Origin of the sequence: Halorubrum sp. Boch-26 (genome assembly GCF_029889805.1) — an archaeon.
GTDB lineage: Archaea > Halobacteriota > Halobacteria > Halobacteriales > Haloferacaceae > Halorubrum.
In genome coordinates, this window is record NZ_JARANT010000018.1 from 1 (window position 1) to 24641 (window position 24641).

Genomic DNA, 24641 nt, shown 5'->3' on the forward strand with positions numbered 1-24641 from the left:
GGCCCCTCGCCCCCTCCCGTAATTAAACCCTCGGCTCGCGGTCGATCCGTCGGCGAAGCGTCGGCGGCGTCACCCGACGCTCGACTCGTCGTCCCCCGCTCCGGCGCCGGTTTCCCGGTCGTCGGTGGCGCCGGAGTCACCCTCGGATCTGTCGCCGCCGTTCGGTCCCGGAGTCCCGCCCGCTTCGAGGTCGGCGCCGCCGCCGCCGAGGAGTCGGTCAGCGATCCCGCCGAGAGCCTGGAGCGCCGTGCTGACGTACAGGCCCGCGAGGAACACCAGCCCGGCGACGGCGCGGTCCCCCGAGACCCCCTGCGCCCCGTCGGCCGCACCGGCGCCGCCGTCGAACCCGGTAAACGCGAACGCGAGCAGGTAGACCCCGGCCGCGAGCGGGAGCGCGGCGACCGTCCGGCTGAACACCTTCAGGCGGTACCGGCCGCTCTCGTCGAACCGCTTCGCGAAGCTCGTGAACGCGTAGACGGTGGCCCCGAGGAAGCCGAACAGGTACACTCCCGGCGGGATCGCGGGGGTAGTGCCGAGGACCGTCGTCGACGAGAGGACGACGGCGACCAGCGTCGCGACGATCAGTCCCCAGTAGAGGACCCGCCCGATGCGCGAGTCGTACCACGACTCCCGTTCGCTTTCGGTCGCCATGCGCCGCCGTACGTGTCAATGGGTCATAAAGTGCTCCACTGAGCCGCTTCGCGCGCCGAATGAACTCGAAACTACCCGATCGTTTATGCTGTTTGGGCGGGTCGGAGGGGGTATGCACTGGCAGGAGGCGGAACGGGAGTTCGCGGACGACATCACCGCCCGGGAGGCGCTCCCGCGCACCTTCGAGCGGTCCAGCGAGCGGAACGCCGACCGGACCGCCCAGCGGTACAAAGGCGGTATCTACGACCGATCGATGGTCACCGAGGGCGCCCTCCCGGCCGCGCCCGACGGCGAGTACGCCGGCGTGACCTACGCCGAGATGCGCGACGTCGTCCGGCGCCTCGCCGCCGGATTCCGCGAGATCGGCGTCGACGGCGACACCCGGGTCGCCATCTACGCTGAGACGCGGATGGAGTGGGCCCAGACCGACTTCGCGGCGCTGGCCGCGGGCGCGGTCGTGACGACAGTCTACGCCTCCTCGTCGCCGAGTCAGGTCCGGTACCTACTGGAGGACCCCGGCGCGACCGTCGTCGTCGTCGAGGACCGCGACCTCCTCGACGAGGTGATCGCCGTCGCCGACGACCTCTCGCACGATCTCGACGCGGTCGTCTCGTTCGACGACGTGGACGTCGAGGAACTGCAGTTCGATAGCGAGACCCTCGGCGCCGACGACGTGTACACGCTCGGCGAGCTCCACGGCCTCGGAGCCGACGCCTTCGACGCGGACGCCTACGAAGGGTGGATCGACGCGGTCGACGTGGACGACCTCGCCAGTCTCATCTACACCTCGGGAACGACCGGGAAGCCGAAGGGCGTCCGGCTCACGCATGCGAACTTCCGGGAGAACGTCTCGCAGTGTTACCGCCGGTTCGCTGACCGGCCGGACCGCGACCCCGACGTGCCGGGGATCTCGGCCGAGTCGACGACGCTCTCCTTCCTCCCGCTCGCGCACGTCTTCGAGCGCATGGCGGGCCACTACATGATGTTCGCGGCGGGCGCGACGGTCGGGTACGCCGAGAGCCCCGACACCCTCCGCGAGGACTTCGGACTGGTGCGGCCGACGACGACCACCAGCGTCCCGCGCGTCTACGAGAAGCTGTACGACGCGATCCGCGAACAGGCGAGCGAGTCGCCGGTGAAAGAGCGGATCTTCGAGTGGGCGGTCGGCGTCGGGCGCGCCCACCACGAGGCCGACAACCCGGGCCCCCTGCTCGACGCGAAGCGCGCGGCCGCCGACCGACTGGTGTTCTCGTCGGTCCGGGAGGCGATCGGCGGTAACGTCGACTTCTTCATCTCGGGCGGCGGGTCGCTGTCGGCCGAGCTGTGCGCGCTGTATCACGCGATGGACCTCCCCATCTTGGAGGGGTACGGGCTCACGGAGACCTCGCCCGTCATCAGCGTCAACCCCCCGGAGGCGCCGAAGGTCGGCACCATCGGTCCGCCGGTCGTCGACACCGAGATCGCGATCGACGGCACCGTCGTCGGCGAGGAGGTCGCCGACCTCGCGGGCGACGCGGGCGAACTGCTCGTGCGCGGCCCGCAGGTGACCGACGGCTACTGGAACCGGCCGGAGGCGACCGCGGAGGCGTTCACCGAGCCCGACCGGCTCCCCGAGGACAGCACCCTCGCCGGCACGCCGCCGGAAGAGCGCGACGGCGACCCGGACGCGCCGTGGTTCCGCACGGGCGACATCGTGCAGCTCCGGCCGGACGGGTACGTCGCGTTCCGCGAGCGCGCGAAGCAGCTGCTCGTGCTCTCGACCGGAAAGAACGTCGCTCCGGGACCGATCGAAGACCGGTTCGCTGCGAACGAGTTCGTCGAGCAGTGCGTCGTGCTCGGCGACTCGCAGAAGTTCGTTTCCGCGCTGATCGTCCCGAACTTCGAGCGGCTTGCGGCGTGGGCGGAGGCGCGGGGGATCGACCTCCCCGACGACCGGAGCGGGGTCTGTGGAGACGACCGGGTCCGTGAACGGATCCAAGAGGAGGTCGACCACGTGAACGAGGAGTTCGAGTCGTACGAGCGTATCAAGCGGTTCAGGCTCGTGGCCGAGGAGTTCACCGAAGAGAACGACCTTCTCACGCCGACGATGAAAAAGAAGCGACGGAACATCCTCGACCGCTTCGCCGACGAGGTCAAACTGATCTACGACGGTGCGTGACGGGCTCAGAACCCGTCGAAACTGAAACGGATATACGTCGCGGCAGAGTAGATCCGTCGATGTGGTACCGGATCCCCCCTCAGTACGGCTTCGCCGCTCTGGGAGGGATCTGCGCCGGTCTCGGCGTGGGACACCTAGCGTTCGGTCACTGGGGAATAGGGACGCTGCTCGAGTTCGCGCTGATCCTCTCGCTCTCGGGAGTTGCCTTTTACACCGCGCGCGACCTCTCCCGGTGGGGTATCTCCCGGTCCGGACGGTGGCGGGCGGTGCGAATCAGCGCGATGGCCGCCCTCACGTTCACCGCGCTCGCCGCAATCGTCTGGTTCATCTGGCTGCTCGGACACCACGCGTTCAAGCTCTCCTTCCTGCTGACGTTCGCCGCCAGCCTCGGGGCGGCGGTCGGATCGCGGGCGAGTCTGTACGCGGTGAAAGCCGACGAACAGCTCACCGAGGCACAGGAGCTCGCGACGCTCCTTTCGATCAACGACCGCGTGTTGCGGCACAACATCCGAAACGAGCTCTCGGTCGCGATCGGTTACCTCGAAGGGATCGGAGAGACGGACGACAGGGCGGAGGTCTCGGAGCGGGCGGAGATCGTTCGAACCCACTTGGCCGAGCTCGTCGAAACGAGCGATCGAACGCGCCGAATCGCGTCGATCTGGCGGACTGAGGCGCTCCAAGCGTTCGATCTCGTCACCGTCGTCGAAGACCGGGTAACCCAGTTGACCGCGGAGACGCCCGGGGTCACGATCCGGACGGAGACCCCGGACGACTGCGTCGTTCAGACGCATCCGGCGCTCCCGGTCGCGATCGAGGAGGCGCTTCGGAACGCGGTCGAACACAACGACGACGACGTGACGATTACGGTGCGTGTGCGACGGCACGAGGACGACGCAACGAGCGTCGTCATCGCGGACACCGGACGGGGGATCCCACAGGTAGAACGACGGGCGCTTCGAAACGCCGAGGAGACGCCGCTCGAACACACCGAAGGCCTCGGTCTGTGGCTGATGTACTGGGCCGTGACGCGGTCGGGCGGAACAGTCGAGTTCGCCGACAACGATCCGCAGGGGACCGTCGTCCGGATCCGACTCCCCGGCCACCGCGAATCGGATAACCCGGGCGGTGCGTCGGACGACGCGGGATAAGGCGGCTCGGAGACAGGCGGTTCGGAACCCCACGGGCCCGATGATTCCGGGTGCGTCGGGCGCACGTGTCGCCGGCGCCGCTCGGTGCGGACGGTTCGCCTCGGCACCGCCGGAGTCGCTACACCGAGGAGGCCGTCGATTCCGGAGGGTCGTCGCGTTCGACGGGATCGCCGTCGACCGAATCGCGATCGGTCGCCGCGTCCGCCGCCGTCGGCTCGCCGAACGCGTACACGGTGTTGTGGCCGGTCACTTCGACCGCTAGGAAGTCGCCCACGTCGACGCCGCGTTCGGCGGCGTTCTGGACGATGATCTGCCGGTACGCGGAGTCGCGGCACTTCACGGAGTCGCCGGTTCCCTCCTCGACGACGAGCACCTCGAAGGTCTCGCCGACCATCGACTCGTACGCCTCGCCGACGACCGCCATCTTCAGCTCCGACATCGCCTTCGAGCGCTCCTTCTTGAGGGTCCCGCCGAGCCCCTTCATCTCTGCGGCGTCGGTACCGGGGCGCTTCGAGAACCGGGTGACGTTGATCTTCTCCGGGCGGACCTCGTCGAGGAGATCCATCGACCGCTCGTGGTCGGCCTCGCTCTCGGTCGGGAAGCCGACGATGAAGTCGGTCGAGAGCGTCCAGTGGTCGAGCCGGTCGTCGAACGTCTCCACGACCTCCCGGAACTTCTCGACGCGGTGCTGCCGGCGCATGTCTTCGAGCACGTCGTCGGAGCCGGACTGGACCGGCGCGTGGATGAAGTCGTACAGCTCCTCGTTCGCGGCGAACACCTCGGCCAACTCCTCGTGGATGCCGTGGATGCCGCCGGGGTTCGCCATGCCGAGCCGGACCCGGAACTCGCCGTCGATGTCGCAGATGCGGTCGAGCAGCTCCGGGAGCTTGCGGTCGCCGTTATCCCAGCCGTAGACGCCGGTGTCCTGCCCCGTGACGCGGATCTCCTTCGCGCCGGCGTGGACCAGCGCGCGGGCCTTCTCGACGTTCTCCTCGACGGAGGGGGAGTCGACCCGACCCGTCGCGAACTTCGTGATGCAGTACGAGCAGTTGCTCATGCAGCCGCGCGCGATGGGCAGGAGGCCGACCACGCCGTCGAGGACCGGCTCGGCGTCGGGCGTGGTCGTCGGGCACTCGCCGTTGAGCGCGTACGTCGGTACCTCGTCCCAGTGGAGGATCTCGGCGTCGATGCCGGCATCGCGGAACGCGTCGCCCTGCGCGAGCGCCATGCAGCCGGTGACGACGAGATCTGCCGTCGTCTCCTGGAGCTCCTCGGCGCGCCGGAGCATGTTCCGTTCCGTCTTCTCGACGACCGTGCAGGTGTTGAGAATGGCGACATCGGCGTCCTCGGGTTTATCCACCGGGCGATGACCGCCGTCGCGGAGCGCGCGCTCTATCTCCCGGCTCTCACCCCGGTTCGAACTACAGCCGTAGGTTTCGATGTGATACGTCGCCATCGAGTGTGTACGGTAGCTGACGCGCGGCCAAAAGGACGGCGGATCGGGGTCGACTGCGTCGAAGGCGGCGGGATTCGAACCGATTCGAGACGGTCCCCCTCGCCCCGCTCGGGCGCTGCGACTCGTAGGCTTCGAATCCCCGCACGAGACGCCCGCGGCGCGGAGTGCGCCGCGGGCGTACGGTGGGAGTGGGATTCGAACCCACGAGGCCTTTCGGCCACCTGCTTTCCAGGCAGGCACGATCGTCCACTCCGTCATCCCACCAGCCGACCTCTCCCGATCGGAGAACGGAGCGCGAAAGCGCACTGGGGGCCTCGCCGGTCGACGCGCCGGGAGACTCGCCTCAGTTCTCGGCGTCGACGAGCTCGAAGAGGCTCCCCCAGTCTTCGGTGTCTTCGCTTTCGGGAAGCAGGTCTCGGAGCTGATGGAAGTCCGATTCGGGGACCTGCGACCGGACGACATCCATGACGACCCGGGCGTGATAGGCCGCGTCGGCCGGGTCCGCTCGCTCGATATCGCTCACCCGATCGACGAACTCCTGCCAGTCGAAGCGCTGACCGTGCTCGTGGACCGCGCCGGTCAGGTACCACTTGATCTCGATCGGCAGCGACGCGGCGAGGTCCTCCGCGTTCCCCTCGGGGATCCGCTGGCCGAGCGTCATGAGCGTCGCCCGTATCGCCCGTACCGTCTCGCCCGTCCCGGGCGTCTCGATCCGGTGCTGGACGTGACCGGTGAATTCGTCGAAGTTCATAGGCGAGCGTACTTCCCGAACGCATGTCAACAGCACTGATTGTTCTCACCGCGTGGAAACGGACACGCCGACGCGCCCGGGACCGCCGGTGAACCGCGGTTTGCCGGGTGCCGAGAACGGGCAGCAGGTACTTGTGACCGAATGACAGTTATCGAACCGTAGAGAGGGCGGCGTCGGCGGTCGAACAGCCCCTTCCGACAACGCGAAACACCCAACCCATGGAGATCACAGACATCGTTTCAAGCGAGTACGTGAAGCTGTCTCCCGACACGCCGGTCTCGAAGCTCGTCGGGACGTTCGACGACCCGGCCGTTGCCGGGGTCGTCGTGCACGGAACGGAGTTCGAGGGCGTCGTCACGAGGCGGCAGCTCGCGAGCTCACATCATCCGCCGGACGAACGGCTCGACTCGGTGGTCTGGAACGTCCCCCGCGTCACGCCCGACGAAGACATCCGGCGGGTTGCTCGGCTCATGATCGACGGGGGCTCGCGCTTGCTCCCCGTGTTCGAGGACGACGAGTTGATCGGGGTGGTCACCGCCGACGACGTGCTGGAGGGTGTCAAGCCGTTTCTCGACGCCGCCACGGTCGGCGAGGCGTATTCGACCGACGTCATCGCCATCGAACCGGAGTCGAGCGTCGGTGAGGCGCTCAACGTCTTCCGCGAGAACCGGATTACGCACATCCCGGTCGTCGAGGACGACGCGGCGGTCGGCATCCTGAGCCTCTACGACCTGATGGATCTGACGGTGCGGGATTCGGCCCGGAGTCAGGGCGGAGACGCGGGCGATCCGCAGGCGGACACCGACGGCGCGGCCGTCGGCGACGGGCGCACGCGCCGGGGCGGCTTCGGGGCCCGAGAAGGGGAACTGGCGCGAGTCATCGATCTCCCGGTTCGAGACGTCATGGTTTCGCCGGTGCGAACGATCTCGCCCGACCGGACGCTCGAAGCCGCCGTGGAGGAGCTGTTCGAGATGGGCGGATCGTCGCTGGTCGTCGAGCGGGACGGTGAGTTGGCGGGGATCGTCACGAAAACGGATATTCTCGACTCGCTGACGTGGGAGACCGACGAGACTCGCGCCGTCCAAGTGTACAATTCGGACCTCCTCGACGACGTGGAGTACGACGAGATCGTGGAGATGATCGAGAAGTTCGACGACAGGGACCACGGGATGGACATCCTCGACGCGAAGGTGCACCTCCACGAACACGACGAGAGGCTCCGGGGCACTCCCCTGTTGCTCGCCCGGGTCCGGCTCTACACGAACCGGGGCCTGTACATCGCTTCGGGGGAGGGGTACGGAGCGAGCCACGCGCTCAACGAGGCACGGGACGTTCTCGAGCGCCAGATCCGCGATAGAAAGACGCACGGACGGAGCAAGAAGCCCCGAAACGAGGAGTTCTGGGAGAAGCGCTTCGGCTGGATACTCGAAGGCGAGGAGTGATCGGCCCGGCGCCGCTCTGAGCGCGGGGCCCCCGTCGCGACCGAATCCGCCGACGGGGGTGCGAACCGGAACCGGTGTGCTACCGCGTCGTTTCGCAGATCGCCACCCCCGAGGAGGCGCCGATCCGGGTCGCCCCCGCGGTCACCATTTCGAGCGCCTCGTCGAAGGTAGAGATCCCGCCCGACGCCTTGATCTCGGTGTCCGAACTGACCGCTTCTCGGATCGCCGCTACCTCCTCGGTATCCGTCGGCCCGTCGTACCCGACGGCCGTCTTGACGAAGTCCGCGCCGCCCGCTTCGACGAGTTCGGCGGCCCGCCGTATCTCCGGTGACGTCAGGGCGGGGGATTCGATGATGCACTTCAGCGTCTTCTCGCCGACCGCGTCTTTGACCGCCTCGACGTCGTCGACGACGGACTCGTGATCGCCGTTCGCGAACGCCGTTCTGTTCATGACCATGTCGAACTCGTCGACGTGCTCGAGAAGCGCTCCGACCTCGTCTCGTTTGGCCGTCGAGTTCTGTATTCCGTACGGGAACCCGATCACCGCGACGACGTTCGCGTCGCCGGCGAGCAGTTCGCTCGCGAGCGCCGCGTGGTACGGAACGACGACGGCCGAACGGAACCCGTAGTCGAGAACCTCCTCACAGAGGGTTCGGATCGCTGCTTCGGTCGCGGTCGGGTCGACGTTGGTGTGATCGATGATCGACGCGATTCGTTCCGGATCGTCTCGGAGGGTGCGCTCCAGGGACATGCCTCACGCTACTGCACGAAGCGGTAAATACGTCCGCCGCCGAGGCGTCCCGGCGCGTCGTCCCCGGACGTGTCGTTTCGAGACCGGCGATCGCATCGGCCCGGTTCACCGGAACCGACCGACTACGCCGTGGTGAGAGCCGGGGCGCTCCCGCCGTCAGTCCTCGGCGACCGCGGCCGCGGTGGGCGCTTCGGCGTCGGGGTCCGAGGCGACCTCCGGGTCGGATTCCGCCGAGCGCTCCGACTCGGGGACCGGCGCGTACACCGACCGACGGGCGTCGCGGGGGCACAGCCCCTCCTCGACGAGCCCGACCTCGGTGAGCTTCTCGATCGCGAACCGGACGGTCCGGGTCGAAAGGCGGGTCTCCTCGGCGAGCCCGGTCTGGTCGAACCGGCCCTCCTCGTCGAGAACGTAGTAGACCAGTTTGGCGCTCGGCGGGAGCGGCGAGAGCAGGTCGCGGGCACTGTCGTCCATACTAAACCATTACGGGCGAGTCGTCAATAACCGTGGCCCGGGTGTGCGCTCGGCCCACACAGCTCCCCAGTAATTTATATACGGTGTCGGTATCGCCGCCGCGACGACCGGAAGGCAGAGCGGGTCGCCGGCGCAGAACCGCCTCAGTCGCCGGTACAGAACCGTCTCAGTCGCCGGCACAGAACCGTCTCAGTCGCCGGCGGGACGCGTCTTCACTCGCCCGTTCGGAACTCGAACCGCGCTCCGTCGGCGTCGTCGATCGAGAGCGTCCACCCGTGTGCGGTCGCGATCTCGCGGACGATCGCGAGCCCGAAGCCGGTGCCGTGCGGGTCGCCCGAGGTGCCGTACTCGGTCGCCTTCACGGGGTCGATGTCGAACCCGTTGCCGTCGTCCGCGACGTAGAACCCGTCCGACAGCGCGCCGACGGTGACGCCGGGGTCGGCGTCGGCCGGCCCGTGCTCGACGCTATTTGTGAACAAGTTCTCAAACAGCGTGCGGAGCCGCTCCGGATCGGCGTCGACCGTGATCGGCCGATCGGGGACGTCAAGCGTCGCGTCGGCGGTTTCGACGGTGCGCCACGCCTGCGTCGCCGCCTCGCCGAGATCGACCGGCTCCGGCTCGTCGACGGTCTGGCCCTGCCGTGCCAGCACGAGGAGGTCTTCGATGAGCTGGCACATTCGGTCGTGGGCGTCGTCGATCCGGTCGAGTTCGGCGAGCGCGTCCGGATCGTCGACGAGCCCCCGAACGAGTTCGAGGCGTCCGGCCGCGACGTTGAGCGGGTTCCGGAGATCGTGCGAGACGAGCCCGGCGAACCGCTCCAGTCGGTCGATCTCGCGCTGGAGCGCGGCGTCGCGGTTCCGAAGCTGCGCCGTGCGCTCGGCCCCGTCGAGCGCGACGGTGACGTTGGCGGCGAGCACCAGCGCCAGCTGGGTCGACGTGTCGTCGAAGAAGCCCGGCTCGCGGGAGCCCAGCGGCATCACGCCGTGGTCGCCGAGCGGGACGACGAGCAGGCTCCGGTGGCCGCCGTAGCCGACCGCGGTGTCGACCGCGTCGAGGTCGTTGACGCGGATCGGCTCGCCGGTTTCGAACGCCTCCCAAACGCGGCCGTCACCGGGACCGAACGCCGGGCGCTCGCCGAGCGCGGCCGTCGCCTCCTCGCTGATCGCGGTCGGCAACAGCACCCCGGCGTCGGGGTCGTACAGCCGAACGCCGCTGCTGGGGTACCCGAGAATGTCGATGGCCGCGCGTGTCGCGAGCGCGGCGATCTCCTCTCGGCTCTCACCGCGGAACATCTCGCGGGTCGTCTCGTGGAGGTTCCGGAGGGTCCGCTCGACCCGCTTCTGCTCGCCGATATCGGCGTAGACGCTGTAGACGACCGTTTCCTCCGGGCGTCGCACGGGGACCACGTGCAGGATGAAGTCCCGGAGCCCGTCGGTCGTACGGCGGCGCACTTCGAGGCGCGGCACGTTCTCCACTTCGAGGACCGGTTCCGGGTCGTGTTGGTCGGCCCCCTCCGGGATGATCGCGTCGCGGATCTCGTGGTAGTCGTGGTCGGCAGCCGAGTAGCCGAACGTCCGCTCGAACGCCTCGTTCGTGGCGTCGAGGCGCCGCTCGCCGTCGCCGAGAACGACCGTCCGAGCGGTCGGCAGCGGGAGGTCGTCGAACAGCGCCGTCAGCCGGTCGCGCTCGGCCCGTAGCGTGTTTTCCGTCTCGATCTGTTCGATCGCGTCCGCGGCGTGGGCGGCCAGCAGCTCCGCGAACTCGACGTCGCGGTCGTCGAACGCGGCGTATCCGTCTGAGACGGCCTGTAACACGCCGTACGACCCGATCGGAACGCTGATGGCCGAACGGATGTCGTCGGCGATCGGATCGGCGACCACGCACCCGTCGGCGCGGTCGCTGTCCCCGGTTCGGTCGGCGTCATCGAGGCGGACGACCTTCAGGTAGTCGCAGTTCTCCGAGTCCTCCAACTGGTCCGGGTCCGCGGAGTCGACGCTGACGTTGTCGACGACGATCGTCCGCTCCTCGGCGGCCGTGGTGCCGACGACTCCTTCGCCGACCTCGAACACGCGGACCTCGTCTTCCGCGACGCTCTCTGAGAGCACCGCGGGGACGAGCACGTCCTCCCGGCGGCGGACAGCGACGCACCGGTCGAACTCCAGGATGCCCTCCGCGGCGGCGACGGTCCGCTCGAGCACGTCGTCGACGCGATCGCAGGCTGCGACGTCCGTCGCGAACTCGTGGAGCGCGGTCACCTTCGCGTTCACCTCCCGGAGGTCCCGCTCGGCCCGTTGCCGCTCCAGCGCGTTCGCGACGCTGTTCGCGAGCATCTCGTACCGGTCCCGACCCGCGCCCTTCTGGAGGTAGTCCGTCACGCCGGCGGAGATCGCCTCGCTGGCGATCTCTTCGGAGCCTTTCCCCGTGAACAGCACGAACGGGATCTCGGGGGCGACCGCGCGGACCGCGGTGAGCAGTTCGAGCCCGTCGCTGCCGGGCATATCGAAGTCGCTGACGACGCAGTCGACGCGGTCCGTCTCGACCGCCGCGAGCGCGTCGTCGGGGGAGGTGTACGTCGTCGTTTCGACCCCCTCGACCAGCCGCTCGACGTGGGTCGCCGCGAGGTCGGCGGCGCCGGGCTCGTCGTCGACGAAGAGCACCTGTCGCGGACCGTCGCCGGCCGCCTCGGATCCACGGAAGGCGTCGACAGCCGGTCCCTCGCCGGCGTCCTCCGGAGCGCGGTTCATACGTTCCCGTCGTCACGCCGGTAAATTTAGCTTACGCTCCGATGGTCAATACTGAGAAGCGGTGCGGCGAAGATCGCGGATCGATCCGCCCCGTCGCCGCCTACAGGAAGTCCTCGACGTGGTCGGCGACCTCCTCGGGGGTGTCGCCGACGGGGACGCCCGCGTCGTTGAGCGCGTCGATCTTCGACTGGGCGGTGCCCGTGCCGGAGCCGGAGACGATGGCGCCCGCGTGGCCCATGCGCTTGCCCGGCGGCGCCGTACGCCCGGCGATGAACCCGGCGACCGGCGTGTCCATGTGCTCGCCGATGAACCGCGCGGCCTGCTCCTCGTCCTCGCCGCCGATCTCGCCGCACATCACGACCGCGTCGGTCTCGGTGTCGGCCTCGAACGCCTCGAGGGCGTCGATGAAGGAGGTCCCGATGATCGGGTCGCCGCCGATACCGATGGCGGTCGTCTGACCGATCCCGCGCTCGGTGAGGTTATCGACGACCTGGTAGGTGAGCGTGCCGGACCGGGAGACGAGCCCAACGTTGCCGTCGGCGAAGATGTTGCCGGGCAGGATGCCGAGCTTCGCCTCGCCGGGCGTGATGATCCCGGGGCAGTTCGGACCGAGCAGGCGCGTGTCGGTCTCGCTCAGGCGCTTGTTCACCTTCGCCATGTCCTGGGTCGGGATTCCCTCGGTGATCGCGACGGCCAGGTCGAGGTCGGTGTCGAGCGCCTCGAAGATCGCGTCGCCGGCGAACGCCGGCGGGACGAACACAACGGAGGCGTCGGCGTCCTCGGCCTCGACGGCCTCGTCCACGGTGTCGTAGACGGGGACGCCGGCGACCTCTTGGCCGCCCTTGCCGGGCACCGCGCCGGCGACGACGTTCGTGCCGTACTCGATCATCTGGCCGGCGTGGAACTTCCCTTCCCCGCCGGTGATCCCCTGGACTACCACCCTGGTGTCGTCGTCGACGAAAATGCTCATTGGGTCACCTCTTCCGCGTTCTTCACCGCGCGCTGGACCGCGTCCTCCAGCGTCTCCTCGACCTCGATCAGGTCGGTGCTCAGGATCTCCATCCCCTCCTCGGCGTTGGTCCCGGCGAGCCGGACGACGACCGGCTTGGGGATCTCGTCGAACTCCGCGAGCGCCTCGTTGATCCCCTTGGCGACCTCGTCGCCGCGAGTGATCCCGCCGAAGATGTTGAACACGACGCTGTCGACGTTGGGGTCGGAGAAGACCATGTCGAGCGCCTTCGTGACGCGCTCGGCCTTCGCGCCGCCGCCGATATCGAGGAAGTTGGCGGGCTTGCCGCCGTAGTAGTCGACCAAGTCGAGCGTCGTCATCACGAGCCCGGCGCCGTTGCCGATGATGCCGACGTTGCCCGAGAGGCGGACGTAGTCGAAGCCGTACTCGCCCGCCTTCCGTTCGAGGTCGTCCTCGTAGGACTCCTCGGCCATCTCGGCGAGGTCCGGCTGACGGAACAACGCGTCCTCGTCGATGTTCATCACGGCGTCCGCGGCGATCACGTCGCGGTCGCTCGTGATCATGACGGGGTTGACCTCGATCTCGGCGGCGTCGTTCGCCTCGTAGAGGTCGTACAGCGTCGAGAGGATCGACGCCACGTCGAGCGCCACGTCGGCGTCGACGCCGGCCTCGTACACGACTTTGCGGGCCTGATACGGGTGGAGCCCGAACGCGGGGTCGACGTGCTCTCGCGCGATCGCGTCGGGGTTCTCCTCGGCGACCTCCTCGATGTTCACGCCGCCCTCCGTCGACACCATCAGGACCGGCCGTCCCTCGCCGCGGTCCATCGTGACGCCGACGTACAGCTCGTCGGCGAAGTCGACGCCCTCCTCGACGAGGACCGAGCCGACGGTGTAGCCCTTGAGGTCCATTCCGAGGATCTCCTCGGCGTACTGTTCGGCCTCGTCGCGGTCGGTCGCGATCTTGATCCCGCCGGCCTTGCCGCGGCCGCCCACGTGGACCTGCGCCTTGATCGCGGCCGGGTAGCCGATCTCGTCAACGGCGTCGAGCGCCTCCTCGACGGTCGTCGCGAGCCGGGAGTCCGGGACCGGGATCCCGGCGTCCGCGAAGATGGTCTTCGCTTGATGTTCGTGTAGTTTCATCCGTTTCGATGGGGGACCGATAGCGGCTTAAATGGTTCCGATTCGGCGCGAGCGGTGGGTACGGGGGTCGAGAGGGAAACGACGGTTGCGAGGCTCGGAGCGCGTTCGGCGATCGGGTCTTGTCCGGTGATCGGACGGCGTATTCGGTCGGCGCTTCGGGAGATTACTTATAAATCGGTGACGGCCGTCCGACGGTGAACCACTCCAAAAGCCCCAGTCGCTCGCTTATAAATCGGTGACGGCGGTTCAGCGGTAGATGACCGGGGAGCGCACTCCGGAGTCCCGTCGTTCAGTCGTCGTCGCCGAGGATGACGCGGTGAGTCATCGCCTCGGGGTCGAGCACCTCGTCGGCCTCCGCCTCGGTGAGGTAGCCGGCCTCGACGGCGGCCTCGCGGACGCTTTTGTCCTCTTTGAGCGCCGTCTTCGCGACCTTGCTCGCCTTGTCGTAGCCGATCGCGGGGTTCAGCGCGGTCGCGAGCGCCATCGACTGCTCGACGCGGGTCTCGCAGTGCTCCTCGTTGGCTTCCAGCTTCGCGACGAAGCGCTCGCCGAACGTCTCGGCGGCGTTCGAGAGCAGCTCGGCGGATTCGAGGAAGTTGTGCGCGATCACCGGTTTATACAGGTTCAGGTCGATCTCGCCGCGGGCGGCGCCGGCCGAGACCGCGGCGTCGTTCCCGACGACCTGCTTGTGGACCTGATTGACGGTCTCGGCGACGACCGGGTTGATCTTGCCGGGCATGATCGAGGAGCCGGGCTGGTTCTCCGGCTGTTCGATCTCGCCGAGGCCGTTGCGCGGGCCGGAGGCGAGCAGCCGCAGGTCGTTGGCCATCTTGTTCATGCTGCCGGCGATCGTCCGGAGCGCGCCGTGCGCCTCGGCCATCGCGTCGTGGGCCGCCTGCGCCTCGAAGTGGTTGTCGGCCTCGCGGAACGTCGTGTTCGTCTCGTCGGAGATGTACTCCGCGGCGAGCTCCGGGAAGTCGGGGTGGGTGTTGAGCCCGGTGCCGACCGCGGTGCCGCCCAGGGCGAGCTCCCGGAGGCTCGACTGCGCGCGCTCGGCGCGCTCGATCCCCTTTGCGGCCTGCGTCCGGTAGCCGCCGAACTCCTGGCCGAGCCGGATCGGGGTCGCGTCCTGCAGGTGGGTGCGGCCGGTCTTGACGACGCCGTCGAACTCGGTCTCCTTCGCCTCTAACTCGGCGTGAAGCGTTTCGAGGGCGGGCACGAGGTCCTTCTCGACCGCTTCGAGCGCGGCGATGTGCATCGCGGTCGGGATCACGTCGTTGCTCGACTGCCCGTAGTTGACGTGGTCGTTCGGGTGGACGACGCGGTCGCCGATCTCGGCGCCGGCGATCTCGGCTGCGCGGTTGGCGATCACCTCGTTGGCGTTCATGTTCGAGGAGGTGCCCGAACCCGTCTGGAACACGTCGACCGGGAACTGGTCGTCGTGCTCGCCGGCGATCACCTCGTCGGCGGCGGCGACGATCGCCGATGCGGTGTCCTCGTCGACGAGCCCCAGGTCGCGGTTCGCCTGCGCGGCCGCCTTCTTCACGACGCCGAGCGCGCGGATGAACCGCCGGCTCATCGGAATTCCCGAGATCGGGAAGTTCTCGACGGCGCGCTGGGTCTGTGCGCCCCAGTACGCCTCCGCCGGCACCTGCATCTCGCCGAGGCTGTCCTCCTCCGTGCGGTAGTCATTGCCCATGCGTGCGCGTTCCCGCGAGACCCGGTAAAAGCTATTGGATGCGGGCCACCCCGCCGGAACGACCGCGCTCGCGAGCGCGGACGGGGTCGGAGACCGCGTTCCGGTCGCAGACCGGCGCGTCGCGGCCGCCGGTCAGTACGCGATGAGCGCCACGGCGACGACCGCTGCGGCGATGCCGGCGACGTCGCTGACGGCCAGCGGTTCGCCCAACACCGCGACGCCGAGCCCCGCGGCGACGACGAAGTACAGCGCCGTGATCGTCGTCGCGACCCCCGCCGCCCCGACCTGGAGCGCGGCGTAGTACGCGACCGCGCCGATCCCGGACGCGACGCCCGCGAGCGCCGCGACCCCGATCGCGGTCGGGTCGTTCCCGAGGACGCTCGTCCCTCGGTGGAAGAGGTACAGCCCGGCGACGCCGATCCCGACGGCGTACGAGACGATCATCGCCGCCTCCGGCGCCATCGACCGCGTCGCGATGTCGGCGAACACCGCCCAGAACCCCCACGCGACCGCGCCGATCAGCGCGAGCCCGACGACGTGGTTCACGGCCCCCCCTCACTCCCCCTCAATCGGGAACAGCCCGGCCTCGCGGAGCGCCGGCGCGAGGCTTCCGTCGCCGTGTTCCGCGTACTCCTCGGGAGTGTACGTCTTGATCTCCAAGGCGTGCACCGACTGGGTCATGTGGTCGCCGACGGCGTCGTACACGCGCTGGTGCTGGTCCACGAGCGACTCCCCGTCGAAGGCGGGCGAGACGACCCACGCCGCGAAGTGCGCGTCCTCGTCCTCGTCGTCGTGGATCCGCGGGTTCGTCACCCGGGCGACGGCGTCCGGGATCTCCGCCTCGATGAGGTCCTCGATTTCGGCCGGCTCGATGGTCATACCCCGTCTCGGGTCCGCCTCGGCAAAAAGCGATTGCATGGTCGCCGTCCGCTCAGCGCTCGAAGACGAGCCCGTAGTGGAACGGCGGGAGGTCGACCTCGCGGACGAGCCGCAGGTCGCTCGCGTCCTCGACCGCGCGCCGCGTCTCAGCCGGTCCCACCCGCAGTTCGGTCGGCGGGCCGCGGGGCTCGCCGGCGATCGCCGTCTCCTCGCGCGGTCTGTCGTGCCAGTTCACGACGACGAACCGGCCGTCGACGGCGAGCGCGGCGGCGACACCCTCGACGAACGCCGCTCGGTCGTTGATCCCGTGAAAAGCGTTCGCGAGCAGCGCCGCGTCGACCGGCTCGGGGAGGAGGCCGGCGAGGTCCCGGGCGTCGCCGCGGACCGGTACGACGTTGTCGATCCCGTGGGCCTCCGCGAGGCCCTCCAGCTCCGCGAGCAGCGACTCGTCGAGATCGACGGCGTACACCGACGCCGGATCGGCGATTCGCGCGGCCGGTAGAGCGAAGTAGCCGTTGCCGCAGCCGATCTCGGCGACGCGGTCGCCCGGCGCCACGCCGAGTCGTCGGAGGGTGTCGCCCGGCGTCGGCCAGAGCCGCCCCCACCAGTCCCAGTCCGGCTGTCCCGTGTTCCGGAAACGGTCCATACGGGTCAGTTGCGATCGACCGGGTTTACCGGTTGGGATCCGTCCGGCGGCGCGGCCGGATAGACGATCGGCCGCCCGCGATCGGCCGTCCGCCCGACTCGCGAGTGGGAAAGGGTTTGTCGACGGAGGCGAAACGGCCCTTCCAGATGTCTCACCGGGACGATCTACGCGAGGCGGCCGACGCCCTCGGCGGCTCCGTCGCCGTCTGCGGCCTCGGCGCCTACGCCGACCGGCTCGCCGGCGCCGAGTTTCGCGACGCCCGGTGCGCGACGGCCGCGGAGTTGCTCGCCGAGGGGCCCTCCGTGGGCGATCGCGGCCCCGCGTCGGAGGGCGCCGGGGCGCCCGCGTCGCCGACCGAGCCCGCGGCGGTCGTCGTCGCCCTCGACCCCGACGACGTCGACGGCGTCGGCGAAGTGAGCGAGACGCTCCGCGCGCTCGCGGACCGCGACGCGTTCGCGGTCGCGGTCGTCCCGGCGGCCGCCGCCGATGAGGACGCGCTCTCACCGGTCCGGGAGTCCGTCGGCGCCGTGGTGGTCGCCGAGGACGACGCCGTCGAGGCGGCGATTCGCGCGTTCCTCGCGACGGTCCAAGAGCCCGGGTTCGTCAACCTCGACCTCACCGACGCCGAGACGGTGCTCTCGGCCGGCGTCGCCGCGCTGGGAACCGGGACCGCCGACCGCGACGCGCCGGCGGCCGCGGTCGCGGGGGCCTTCGACGGGCTCCCCGCCGGAGTCGACGCGACCGACGCGAGCGCGGTGCTCGTGGACGTGGTCGTCGACCCCGACACGAGCGTCACGGCCGCGACCGACGTGATCGCGGCGGTCAGAGGGCGGATCGGCGCCGACGCCAACGTGATCTGGGGCGGCGCGGTCGACGAGGCGGCCGCGGACGAGCTCGCCGTCCGGCTCGTCGTCGCCGGCGTCCGCCACGCCCCGCCGCTCACCGCGGGCGATCCGTGCCCGCGCTGTGGCGCGTCGCTGTCGGCGTACGAGTTCGGCGCGCGGGAGACGCTCTCGTGTGACGGCTGCGGCTACTCCGGTATCGCGGTGCGGCGCGGGTGAGTCGGCCGGATGTACCGGCCGCGGGCGCGGTCAGCGCTGCGGTTCGTCCGGTGCGGCGCGCGGCTCTCGGTTCGGAGCGGCTTCCCGGGGCGGGGGGGTCGCCTCCTCGCGGTACAGCCGGAGGAGCTCTTCGAGGACGACCGCGTGCCGGTCGCCCGGGACGTACTGGTGGTCGATGAAGTCCTCGGCGTCGCTGAAGTTCCCGCGGAGCGCCAGCTTCCTGACGAAGGCGACGGAATCGAAGAACGGCGGGTGGTCCGCGTCGGCGTCGACCCCGAGCTCGCGATCCGCCTGCGGCATGACCTCCGCCCTGATATCCTCGTAGTCGATGGTCTCCGGCTCGTACTCGTCGAGCACCTGATTCAGCACGTAATCGGTCGAGAACCGGTAGAACTCGGATTTGCTCTCGAACTGGCCGCTCTCGACCAGCGACTCGATCTCGCCGACCACAGACTCGGGAAACCGAACCGTGCTCTTCACCATGCGCTCACGAGACGCTCCCGAGGTATTACGTTTTTGTCAGATATACTGAAACATGTCTACGGGCGACGGCCGTCACGAGCGCCGCGCCGCGGCCCGGAGCCGGCCGCCCGGTCACCCGATGTGCTGGATTTATATCTCCGAATCCGTAAGACGGCTATCATGACTCCGTACGAGGCGTTCGACCGCGGCGTGGAGGTGAACGGTCGGACGGTCCTGTCGGTCGTCGAGGAGGGGATGGGGCGGTTCTCCGACGCGTACCGCGAACGGGCGATCGCCGCGCTCGCGGAGGAGGGAATCCGGGACCCGTCCCCAGACGAGTGGTATCCGCAGCAGGCGTGGCTGGAGGCGTTCGAGACCATCGCGACGGACCTCCAGCCACACGTCCTCGACCGCCTCGGCGAGCAGCTTCCCGACATCGCCGACTGGCCGGACGAGTCGGAGCCCGTCCCGAACGAGTCGGAGCCCGTCCCGGACGGGCTTCGCGGGATCGACGACGCCTACCGTCGGAACCACCGCGGCGGGGAGATCGGCGAGTACCGCTTCGAGCGGACCGACGACCGCGCCGGCGAGGTGACGTGTCACACACCGTATCCGTGCCCGTTCGACCGCGGGCTGATCCGCGGCGTGGCGAAGGAACACGCCCCGGTCGACTCGTTCGTGTTCATCGAGGAGACCGGGTCGAGCTGTCGACGCGAGGGCGGCGACGCGTGTACGTACACGGTGTACTGGTAGCACGAGGTGCAGGCACTGATAGCACGAGGAGCGGGCGGTAGCGGGGTTCGATCGGGAGGGCGGTCCGTCGGAAAGCGGGCTCGACCGCGTCCCCGACGGGGGCGGTGAGCGCTACCGCTCGTAGGACTCCAGCGCGTCGCGAAGCTCCGCGGCGGAGAGGTCCGACGCGAGCTCGACGATCTCTTGGAGGTCCTCGTACGTCTCTCGGAGCTCGCGGATTCGCTCGGCCTCGCGACCGTCCGCGTCGTCGAGCCCGCGTTCCGCGCGTCGGATCGTTCGGTGGGTGGTCTGGAGCTCGCGTTGGACGTACTGCTGGAACACGTCCTGCAGGATGAACCAGATCTCTCGCTCGGCGGTGAACCGGACCCGCCGCCCGCCGCCGTCGGACGACCGTCGATGGATCAGGCCGACGCGCGTGAGCGTTCGGGTGACGTTGCTGACGGTCGACTTCGCGTACCCCGTCCGGTCGACGAGCTCGGGGATCGACAGAGGGCCGTCCGCGAAGTAGAGGACGCCGTAGATCCGGCCGGCGCTGCGGCTCAGCCCGTACACCTCGGCCGACTGTTCGAGCGATTCGATGACGCGCTCGCGGACGGCCTCGGCGTCCTCACTCATACGGGAGCCCTCGTCGCTCCGACCCATGAACGTGTCGAACGGCCATACGCGAGGGTGACGTTTCGTAAGTATTAAATTGTTTGATTCGTTCGTTCGACTCGAACCGAACAGACAAAACAACTGTTCGCCCTCCACACCCATGGCAAGCGCGCTTCCACACCGACCGACAGTCGACCACGCCCCCCGAGAGCAGACGGACGTCGTGATCGGGCGCGACGAGCCGACCGACGCGCTGCGCGTCCTCTCGTGTGACACCGCCCAGCGGATCCTCGCGGCGCTCGCGGACGAACCCGGCACGGCCTCCGACGTCGCGGCCGACGTCGACGCGTCGCTCCAGAACGTCACCTACCACCTCGACCGGCTCCGCGACGCTGAGCTGATCACGCCGATCAACACGTGGTACTCCGAGAAGGGAAAAGAGATGACCGTGTACGCCCCGACGACCGAGCGGCTCGTCGTGCGCTTCGACGCGACCGCCGACCGGTCGCCGACGGAGCGCGACCCGCCCTGAGCGGTCCGGGGGCGCCACGATCGGTCGGCCCTCGGTCCGTTGTTGACGGCCGATGCGTGTCGCCCGGACGACCGGCCGAACGGCCAGCCTGACGACCGGCCGAACGGCCAGCCGGACGACCGGCCGAACGGCCAGCCTGACGACCGGCCGAACGACCGTGGATCGCGGCCGGTTCGTGCGACCGAGCGCGTCCGCGAGACCGACGGAGACCGAACGCGCCGGCGAGGTCAGTCGCCCTCGAACGCGCCAGCGAGGTCGCCGGCGACGCTCCCGAGCAGGGATCCGCCGCGACGCTTTTCAACGGGGGAATCGTGGACTCGGTCGATGCCCGACGGGACGAAGCTCACCGACGTCGAGACCGTCACCGAGCGCGGGTCGTACCGCTTCACGGCGGCGGACCCGTTCACGAACGACCGGGAGGTCGTCCTCGTACCCTGCGAGGAGGCGCCCGGGGCCCGGGCGTGGATCAACACCTGCCCGCACGAGAGGCAGCGGTTCGACACGGGCGACGGCGTCCCGATGCGGGACGGCGAGGTGATCTGCCCGCGGCACGGCTCGCTGTTCGACGCCTGCTCCGGCGACTGCGACAACGGTCCGGCGGCCGGGACGACGCTCCGTGACGTCGAGGTCACCGTCGACGACGGGGCCGTCTACCTGACCGACGACGACTACGCGTTCCGACACGAGGGCGGCACGGACGACGACGACCCCGGGTCGACCTCGCACCTCTCGCTCTGACCGATTCTCTCTCCCCTGTCGCCGCTACCGGCTCGGTGCTCCGGGCTCCGAGCGCGCCTCGATGTCGACGCGGTCGTGAATGTGCCCCTCGCGCTCGCGCAGGTGGCGCGGCGTCCGGTCGTTGCTGACGGCGAGGACCTCCCCGACGATGCTGTGAGCGATCTGGTACGGTGAGCCGCCGCCCAGATCGAGCCCGATCGGGGTGTACAGCGACGCGAGCTCCGATTCGTCGAACGTCGTCTCCTCGTCGTCGTACGCCTCCAGCATCTCCTCGAACCGCTCCCGCGGCCCCATCAGTCCGACGTACGGCGCCGGCGAGCGGAGCAGCTGCTCCACGGCGATTCGGTCGTCGACGAAGTTGTGCGTCATCACGACCGCGTGCGTCCGCGCGTCGAGGTCGAGCACGTCGTCGAGCCCCGCCGGCGACGTCGTCACGGTCCGGTGGGCCTCGGGGAACCGCGCGTCGAGGTCGACCCCGCCGCGGAAGCCGACGACGGTGACGCGGAAGTCGTTCCGTTCGCCGAGTTCGACCACCGGTCCGACGTCGTGGCCGGTGCCGAAGACGACGAGGTCGTCCGGGGCGGCGAGTCCGTCGACGAACACCTCCAGCGTCTCCCCCGTCCCGTCCTCGACGGTGACGATGTCGGCGGCGCCGCGCCCGGCGAGATCGGCCGCCGGCCCCGCGAGCGCCTCGACCGGCCACCCGTCCGCGGACGACTCGGTAGGGAGGGTCAGCCGGTCCTCGTCGGGGTGGTAGTACGAACGCTCGCCGAGGCGGCTTCGGTCGGCCTGCGAACCGTCGCCGGCGTCTCCCGCGCCGCCCTCGCCCCCCTCACCGCCGGCGGAGAGCACCGTGAGCACCGCCACGTCGCGGCCGGCGCCGAACGCCTCGACGGCCGGGCGGTACGTCTGGTCTAAGGGTTCCAACAGGACGTCGATCACGCCGTTACAGCCGACGCCGAGCCCCCAGACGTCGTCGTCGTCCTCCATCAGGTCGTACGTGACCCGATCGGGGCGGCCCGTCTCGCGGACCGCTTCCGCGGCGGCGAGCAGGTCGTCCTCGATACAGCCCGCCGTGATCGAGCCGACGCCCGTCCCGTCGTCGTCGAGGAGCATCTTCGCCCCCGGCCGACGGTAGGCGTTCCCCTCGACGTCGACGATCGTCGCGAGCACGTCGATGCCGTCGGCGTCGAGTCGGTCGCGAACGCGCTGTACCACCTCGGTCTCCGGTACGCTCCAGTTGCTTGCTGACATATCAGGGTTGTAGGTCGATAGTCGACGGCGCGTCGCGCGCCGCGTATACTTTTCGAACGCCGCGGTCGTGCAGGTCCGTGCCGCAGGCGCCGCCCGCGACCGCGTCTCGCGCCCGGCCCGGGTCGTCCACGGCCGCGCCGGCGACGACGTCGACGCCGCGCTCGAACAGCGGGTCCGGGAGCGACGAGGCGGTCGCGCCGACCACGACGACCGTCGCCGACGCGGGGGCCGCGTCGAGGTATCGCTCGATCCCGCCGTACACGAGCGTCGAGCCGGTGACGAAGGCCACGTCCGTCCCGTCCATCGCGGTTGCGGTCTCCGCCGGAGTGAACGACCGGAAGGCGACGCCGGCGGGCGTCGATACCGTCGCCGGGTCGACGGGTTCGCGTTCGATGGCGCGGACCTCCACGCCGTCGAACTTCCGGAAAGCGGGCCGGAACAGCCCGACCGTGACGACCGTCTCGACCGACGGGTCGAGCAGGGCCATCGGGTCACCGTCCCGCCAGTCGAGCAGCGGCGCCGCGCAGGCGTTCAGCGTCGCCACCGCGAGCGCGCGAGCGCCGAGCGCGACCGCGTCGGTCGTACCTTCGGGGCCGTCCTCGGCCGCCGGAACCGGCGCCAGCAGTCCGTCGACGTCGGTGGGGGCGGTCGGCGCGGCCCCCTCGGGAAGGTGCGCGAGTCCGGCCGCGGGTCGCCGTCCGTCCCGGCACTCCCGTCCGTCTTCGCCCGATAGCTCCACGAGTACGACGGAATCCCCGACCGTGACGCGATCGAGGCGGACTCCCGAGAGCGCGCCGCGGTCGCGGAGCGCGTCGAGCGTCGCCCGCAGGGTCGGACCGGGCCACTCCGGGACGGAGCCATCGCGGTCGTCGTCAGCGGTCCCCCCATCGACGCGCCCGCCGGCGCCGGTCATACGACGCCCCCTTCGCCGTGGTCGCCGCTCTCCGTCTCGTCGCCGGCGCGGCCGCGCCCGCCCTCGGGCTCGCCGCCGGTCCGGCGCGGGTCGTGCTCGTAGCCGATCGGCCCGCCGAGCCCGTGCCGCTCGATCTGGCGGGCCGCCTCCGCGAGGTCGCGCGCCTCGGCGAACCCGAACAGCCCGTCGACGTAGGGGGCCGCGTCTCCCATGCCGCGGGACGCCGGCTCGAACGACGGGGAGACGGCGAGCGGGTTGAGCCAGACGACGCCGTCGGCCCGGTCCGCGAGCCACGTGATCCCGTCGGTGAACAGGTCGGGATCGCCCACGTCGAGCCCGTCGCTCGCGACGACGACGACCGTCCGCCGGTCGACGGCGTGCGGGGCGGTCCGGCGAAGCTCGTCGAGCGCGTGACCGATCCTGGTGCCGCCGCCCCACTCGATCTCGGCGGCGCGGAGCGCGTCGGCCGGCGAGCGGGCGGGGTCCGAGAACGCCGCCGTCGCCTCGGCGAAGTCGGTGTCGAAGAGGAAGACGCGGGCGTCCCGGGCGCTCGTCGCGACGCGTTCCCCGAGCGCGAGCAGCGCGCTCCGGTCGACGGTGTCGAGCACCGACCCGCTGACGTCGACGAGCAGACAGCACCGCAGCTCGCTCGGCGTCGGCGCGTCGCGCGGGAGGTCGATCGGCGCGCCCCCGGTCTGGAGGCTCGCCCGTAGCGCGCCGCGCGCGTCGACGAGCGGTCCGGTCGGCGACCGGCGGCGGCGCCGGCCGGGCAGCGACGAGAGCGCGTCGACGAACCGCTCGGCGGCCGCGTGCTCCGCCTTCGAGGGGACCGGGACGTCCGCTTCGACGAGCGCGCTCTCGCCGACCGCGCTGTACCGCCGCCCGTCCCGCTCGTCGCGCTGCTCGTCGGTCGGCCGGTCCCCGGCGGCGTGGCGACGGTCGGTCGGAATCCTGACCGTCGGGTCGCCGTCGCCGTCGGCGTCCATCTCCGGCGGCTCCGCGTCGTCGAGCAGTCCCGGGTCCTCCGCGTCGGCGTCGCCGGAGTCGTCGGCCGGCGCCGCGTCGTCCGTCCCTCGGTCCTCGCCGTCCTCACCGCCCTCCGGCGACGGCCCGTCGTGGGCGGTGGCGATCCGGTCGAGCCCGCTTCGGAGCCGGTGCCAGAACGTCGGGAACGCCTCGTCGAAGGCGTCGCCGTCGGCGGTCTCGGAGAGCAGGCTCGCGCGGAGCGCCGCCTCGACCCGTCGCTCGTCGGCGAGCCCGACCGCGGCGAGCGCGCGGGCGGCGTCGAGGGTGCCGGAGGCCGGCACGGCGACGCCGTCTCGGCGGAGCACGGCCGCGAACCGGATCAGCTCCGTCACGAGGTGCTGTCTCGCCGCCGGGAAATCGGGGGTCTCCGTCTCGGTGCCGTCGGATCGCGCCACGG

At 70.1% G+C, this 24641-nt stretch carries 24 protein-coding genes and 1 tRNA gene; 7 read left to right on the top strand and 18 right to left on the bottom strand.

Translation table 11 applies throughout. From position 1 onward, the window contains the following. Window positions 1–69: 69 nt before the first annotated feature. Entirely contained in the window at window positions 70–651 is a 582-nt protein-coding gene (locus OQF71_RS04305) for a hypothetical protein (protein WP_280586031.1), read from the bottom strand. Between the two features lie 112 nt (window positions 652–763). Between OQF71_RS04305 and OQF71_RS04310 the strand changes: the two genes are divergently transcribed. Then, window positions 764–2809, top strand: a complete 2046-nt coding sequence (locus OQF71_RS04310; RefSeq protein ID WP_280586032.1) for a long-chain fatty acid--CoA ligase — start codon at window positions 764–766, stop codon at window positions 2807–2809. A 59-nt stretch (window positions 2810–2868) separates the two neighbouring features. Next, window positions 2869–3957 carry a HAMP domain-containing sensor histidine kinase gene (locus tag OQF71_RS04315; RefSeq protein WP_280586033.1) on the top strand — a complete coding sequence of 363 codons (1089 nt, stop codon included), beginning with the start codon at window positions 2869–2871 and terminating at the stop codon, window positions 3955–3957. Window positions 3958–4075: 118 nt separating this feature from the next. Here the strand turns inward: OQF71_RS04315 and OQF71_RS04320 are convergent, their stop codons facing one another. From OQF71_RS04320 to OQF71_RS04330, 3 genes are all read right to left on the bottom strand, one after another. Further along, the gene (locus OQF71_RS04320) at window positions 4076–5413 is read right to left on the bottom strand and encodes a tRNA (N(6)-L-threonylcarbamoyladenosine(37)-C(2))-methylthiotransferase (RefSeq protein WP_280586034.1); all 1338 of its coding nucleotides are present in this window, start codon (window positions 5411–5413) and stop codon (window positions 4076–4078) included. Window positions 5414–5593: 180 nt separating this feature from the next. Next, window positions 5594–5677, bottom strand: a tRNA-Ser gene (locus tag OQF71_RS04325). 79 nt (window positions 5678–5756) lie between these two features. Then, window positions 5757–6164 carry a DUF2267 domain-containing protein gene (locus OQF71_RS04330; RefSeq protein WP_280586035.1) on the bottom strand — a complete coding sequence of 136 codons (408 nt, stop codon included), beginning with the start codon at window positions 6162–6164 and terminating at the stop codon, window positions 5757–5759. 218 nt (window positions 6165–6382) lie between these two features. Here OQF71_RS04330 and OQF71_RS04335 point away from each other — a divergent pair, with 218 nt between their 5' ends. Further along, on the top strand, window positions 6383–7606 hold the full coding sequence (locus tag OQF71_RS04335; protein WP_280586036.1) for a CBS domain-containing protein: 1224 nt from the start codon (window positions 6383–6385) through the stop codon (window positions 7604–7606). A gap of 79 nt (window positions 7607–7685) precedes the next feature. Here the strand turns inward: OQF71_RS04335 and deoC are convergent, their stop codons facing one another. From deoC to OQF71_RS04380, 9 genes are all read right to left on the bottom strand, one after another. Then, window positions 7686–8357: a deoxyribose-phosphate aldolase gene (deoC, locus tag OQF71_RS04340; protein ID WP_280586037.1), complete on the bottom strand. Its 672-nt coding sequence runs from the start codon at window positions 8355–8357 to the stop codon at window positions 7686–7688. Between the two features lie 156 nt (window positions 8358–8513). After that, window positions 8514–8831: an ArsR family transcriptional regulator gene (locus tag OQF71_RS04345; protein WP_280586038.1), complete on the bottom strand. Its 318-nt coding sequence runs from the start codon at window positions 8829–8831 to the stop codon at window positions 8514–8516. Window positions 8832–9043: 212 nt separating this feature from the next. After that, window positions 9044–11575, bottom strand: coding sequence for a GAF domain-containing protein (locus OQF71_RS04350; protein ID WP_280586039.1), 2532 nt, complete (start codon window positions 11573–11575; stop codon window positions 9044–9046). 100 nt (window positions 11576–11675) lie between these two features. Continuing rightward, window positions 11676–12545, bottom strand: coding sequence for a succinate--CoA ligase subunit alpha (sucD, locus tag OQF71_RS04355; RefSeq protein ID WP_280586040.1), 870 nt, complete (start codon window positions 12543–12545; stop codon window positions 11676–11678). Further along, the gene (sucC, locus tag OQF71_RS04360; protein ID WP_280586041.1) at window positions 12542–13687 is read right to left on the bottom strand and encodes an ADP-forming succinate--CoA ligase subunit beta; all 1146 of its coding nucleotides are present in this window, start codon (window positions 13685–13687) and stop codon (window positions 12542–12544) included. Before sucC ends, sucD begins: the two co-directional genes overlap by 4 nt. A gap of 289 nt (window positions 13688–13976) precedes the next feature. Next, window positions 13977–15386 carry a class II fumarate hydratase gene (locus OQF71_RS04365; protein ID WP_280586042.1) on the bottom strand — a complete coding sequence of 470 codons (1410 nt, stop codon included), beginning with the start codon at window positions 15384–15386 and terminating at the stop codon, window positions 13977–13979. Window positions 15387–15518: 132 nt separating this feature from the next. Next, window positions 15519–15932, bottom strand: a complete 414-nt coding sequence (locus tag OQF71_RS04370; protein ID WP_280586043.1) for an EamA family transporter — start codon at window positions 15930–15932, stop codon at window positions 15519–15521. A gap of 9 nt (window positions 15933–15941) precedes the next feature. Next, entirely contained in the window at window positions 15942–16265 is a 324-nt protein-coding gene (locus tag OQF71_RS04375) for a BolA family transcriptional regulator (protein WP_280586044.1), read from the bottom strand. A 52-nt stretch (window positions 16266–16317) separates the two neighbouring features. Beyond that, a complete protein-coding gene (locus tag OQF71_RS04380; RefSeq protein WP_280586045.1) occupies window positions 16318–16911 on the bottom strand; it encodes a class I SAM-dependent methyltransferase in 594 nt (197 codons plus the stop codon). Window positions 16912–17057: 146 nt separating this feature from the next. On the opposite strand from OQF71_RS04380, the gene OQF71_RS04385 reads away from it, so the two are divergent. Next, window positions 17058–17972: a hypothetical protein gene (locus tag OQF71_RS04385; protein WP_280586046.1), complete on the top strand. Its 915-nt coding sequence runs from the start codon at window positions 17058–17060 to the stop codon at window positions 17970–17972. Window positions 17973–18002: 30 nt separating this feature from the next. Here the strand turns inward: OQF71_RS04385 and OQF71_RS04390 are convergent, their stop codons facing one another. Further along, window positions 18003–18455 carry a hypothetical protein gene (locus tag OQF71_RS04390; RefSeq protein ID WP_280586047.1) on the bottom strand — a complete coding sequence of 151 codons (453 nt, stop codon included), beginning with the start codon at window positions 18453–18455 and terminating at the stop codon, window positions 18003–18005. 159 nt (window positions 18456–18614) lie between these two features. Between OQF71_RS04390 and OQF71_RS04395 the strand changes: the two genes are divergently transcribed. Continuing rightward, on the top strand, window positions 18615–19187 hold the full coding sequence (locus OQF71_RS04395) for a hypothetical protein (RefSeq protein WP_280586048.1): 573 nt from the start codon (window positions 18615–18617) through the stop codon (window positions 19185–19187). A gap of 111 nt (window positions 19188–19298) precedes the next feature. On the opposite strand, the gene OQF71_RS04400 is transcribed toward OQF71_RS04395, so the two are convergent. Next, a complete protein-coding gene (locus OQF71_RS04400) occupies window positions 19299–19802 on the bottom strand; it encodes a MarR family transcriptional regulator (protein ID WP_280586049.1) in 504 nt (167 codons plus the stop codon). 139 nt (window positions 19803–19941) lie between these two features. Here OQF71_RS04400 and OQF71_RS04405 point away from each other — a divergent pair, with 139 nt between their 5' ends. Together OQF71_RS04405 and OQF71_RS04410 are read left to right on the top strand one after the other, a co-directional pair. Next, a complete protein-coding gene (locus OQF71_RS04405; protein WP_280586050.1) occupies window positions 19942–20313 on the top strand; it encodes a winged helix-turn-helix domain-containing protein in 372 nt (123 codons plus the stop codon). Between the two features lie 324 nt (window positions 20314–20637). Then, window positions 20638–21051 (top strand): Rieske 2Fe-2S domain-containing protein, encoded by a 414-nt coding sequence (locus OQF71_RS04410; protein WP_280586051.1) that lies wholly within the window; start codon window positions 20638–20640, stop codon window positions 21049–21051. A gap of 24 nt (window positions 21052–21075) precedes the next feature. Here the strand turns inward: OQF71_RS04410 and OQF71_RS04415 are convergent, their stop codons facing one another. The 3 genes from OQF71_RS04415 to OQF71_RS04425 are packed head-to-tail and all read right to left on the bottom strand — an operon-like array spanning window position 21076 to window position 24639. Next, entirely contained in the window at window positions 21076–22305 is a 1230-nt protein-coding gene (locus OQF71_RS04415; RefSeq protein WP_280586052.1) for an XdhC/CoxI family protein, read from the bottom strand. 1 nt (window position 22306) lies between these two features. Beyond that, window positions 22307–23218: a DUF364 domain-containing protein gene (locus OQF71_RS04420; RefSeq protein ID WP_280586054.1), complete on the bottom strand. Its 912-nt coding sequence runs from the start codon at window positions 23216–23218 to the stop codon at window positions 22307–22309. Then, window positions 23215–24639, bottom strand: coding sequence for a VWA domain-containing protein (locus OQF71_RS04425; RefSeq protein WP_280586055.1), 1425 nt, complete (start codon window positions 24637–24639; stop codon window positions 23215–23217). The genes OQF71_RS04420 and OQF71_RS04425 overlap by 4 nt, the downstream gene beginning before the upstream one ends. Window positions 24640–24641 lie beyond the last annotated feature (2 nt).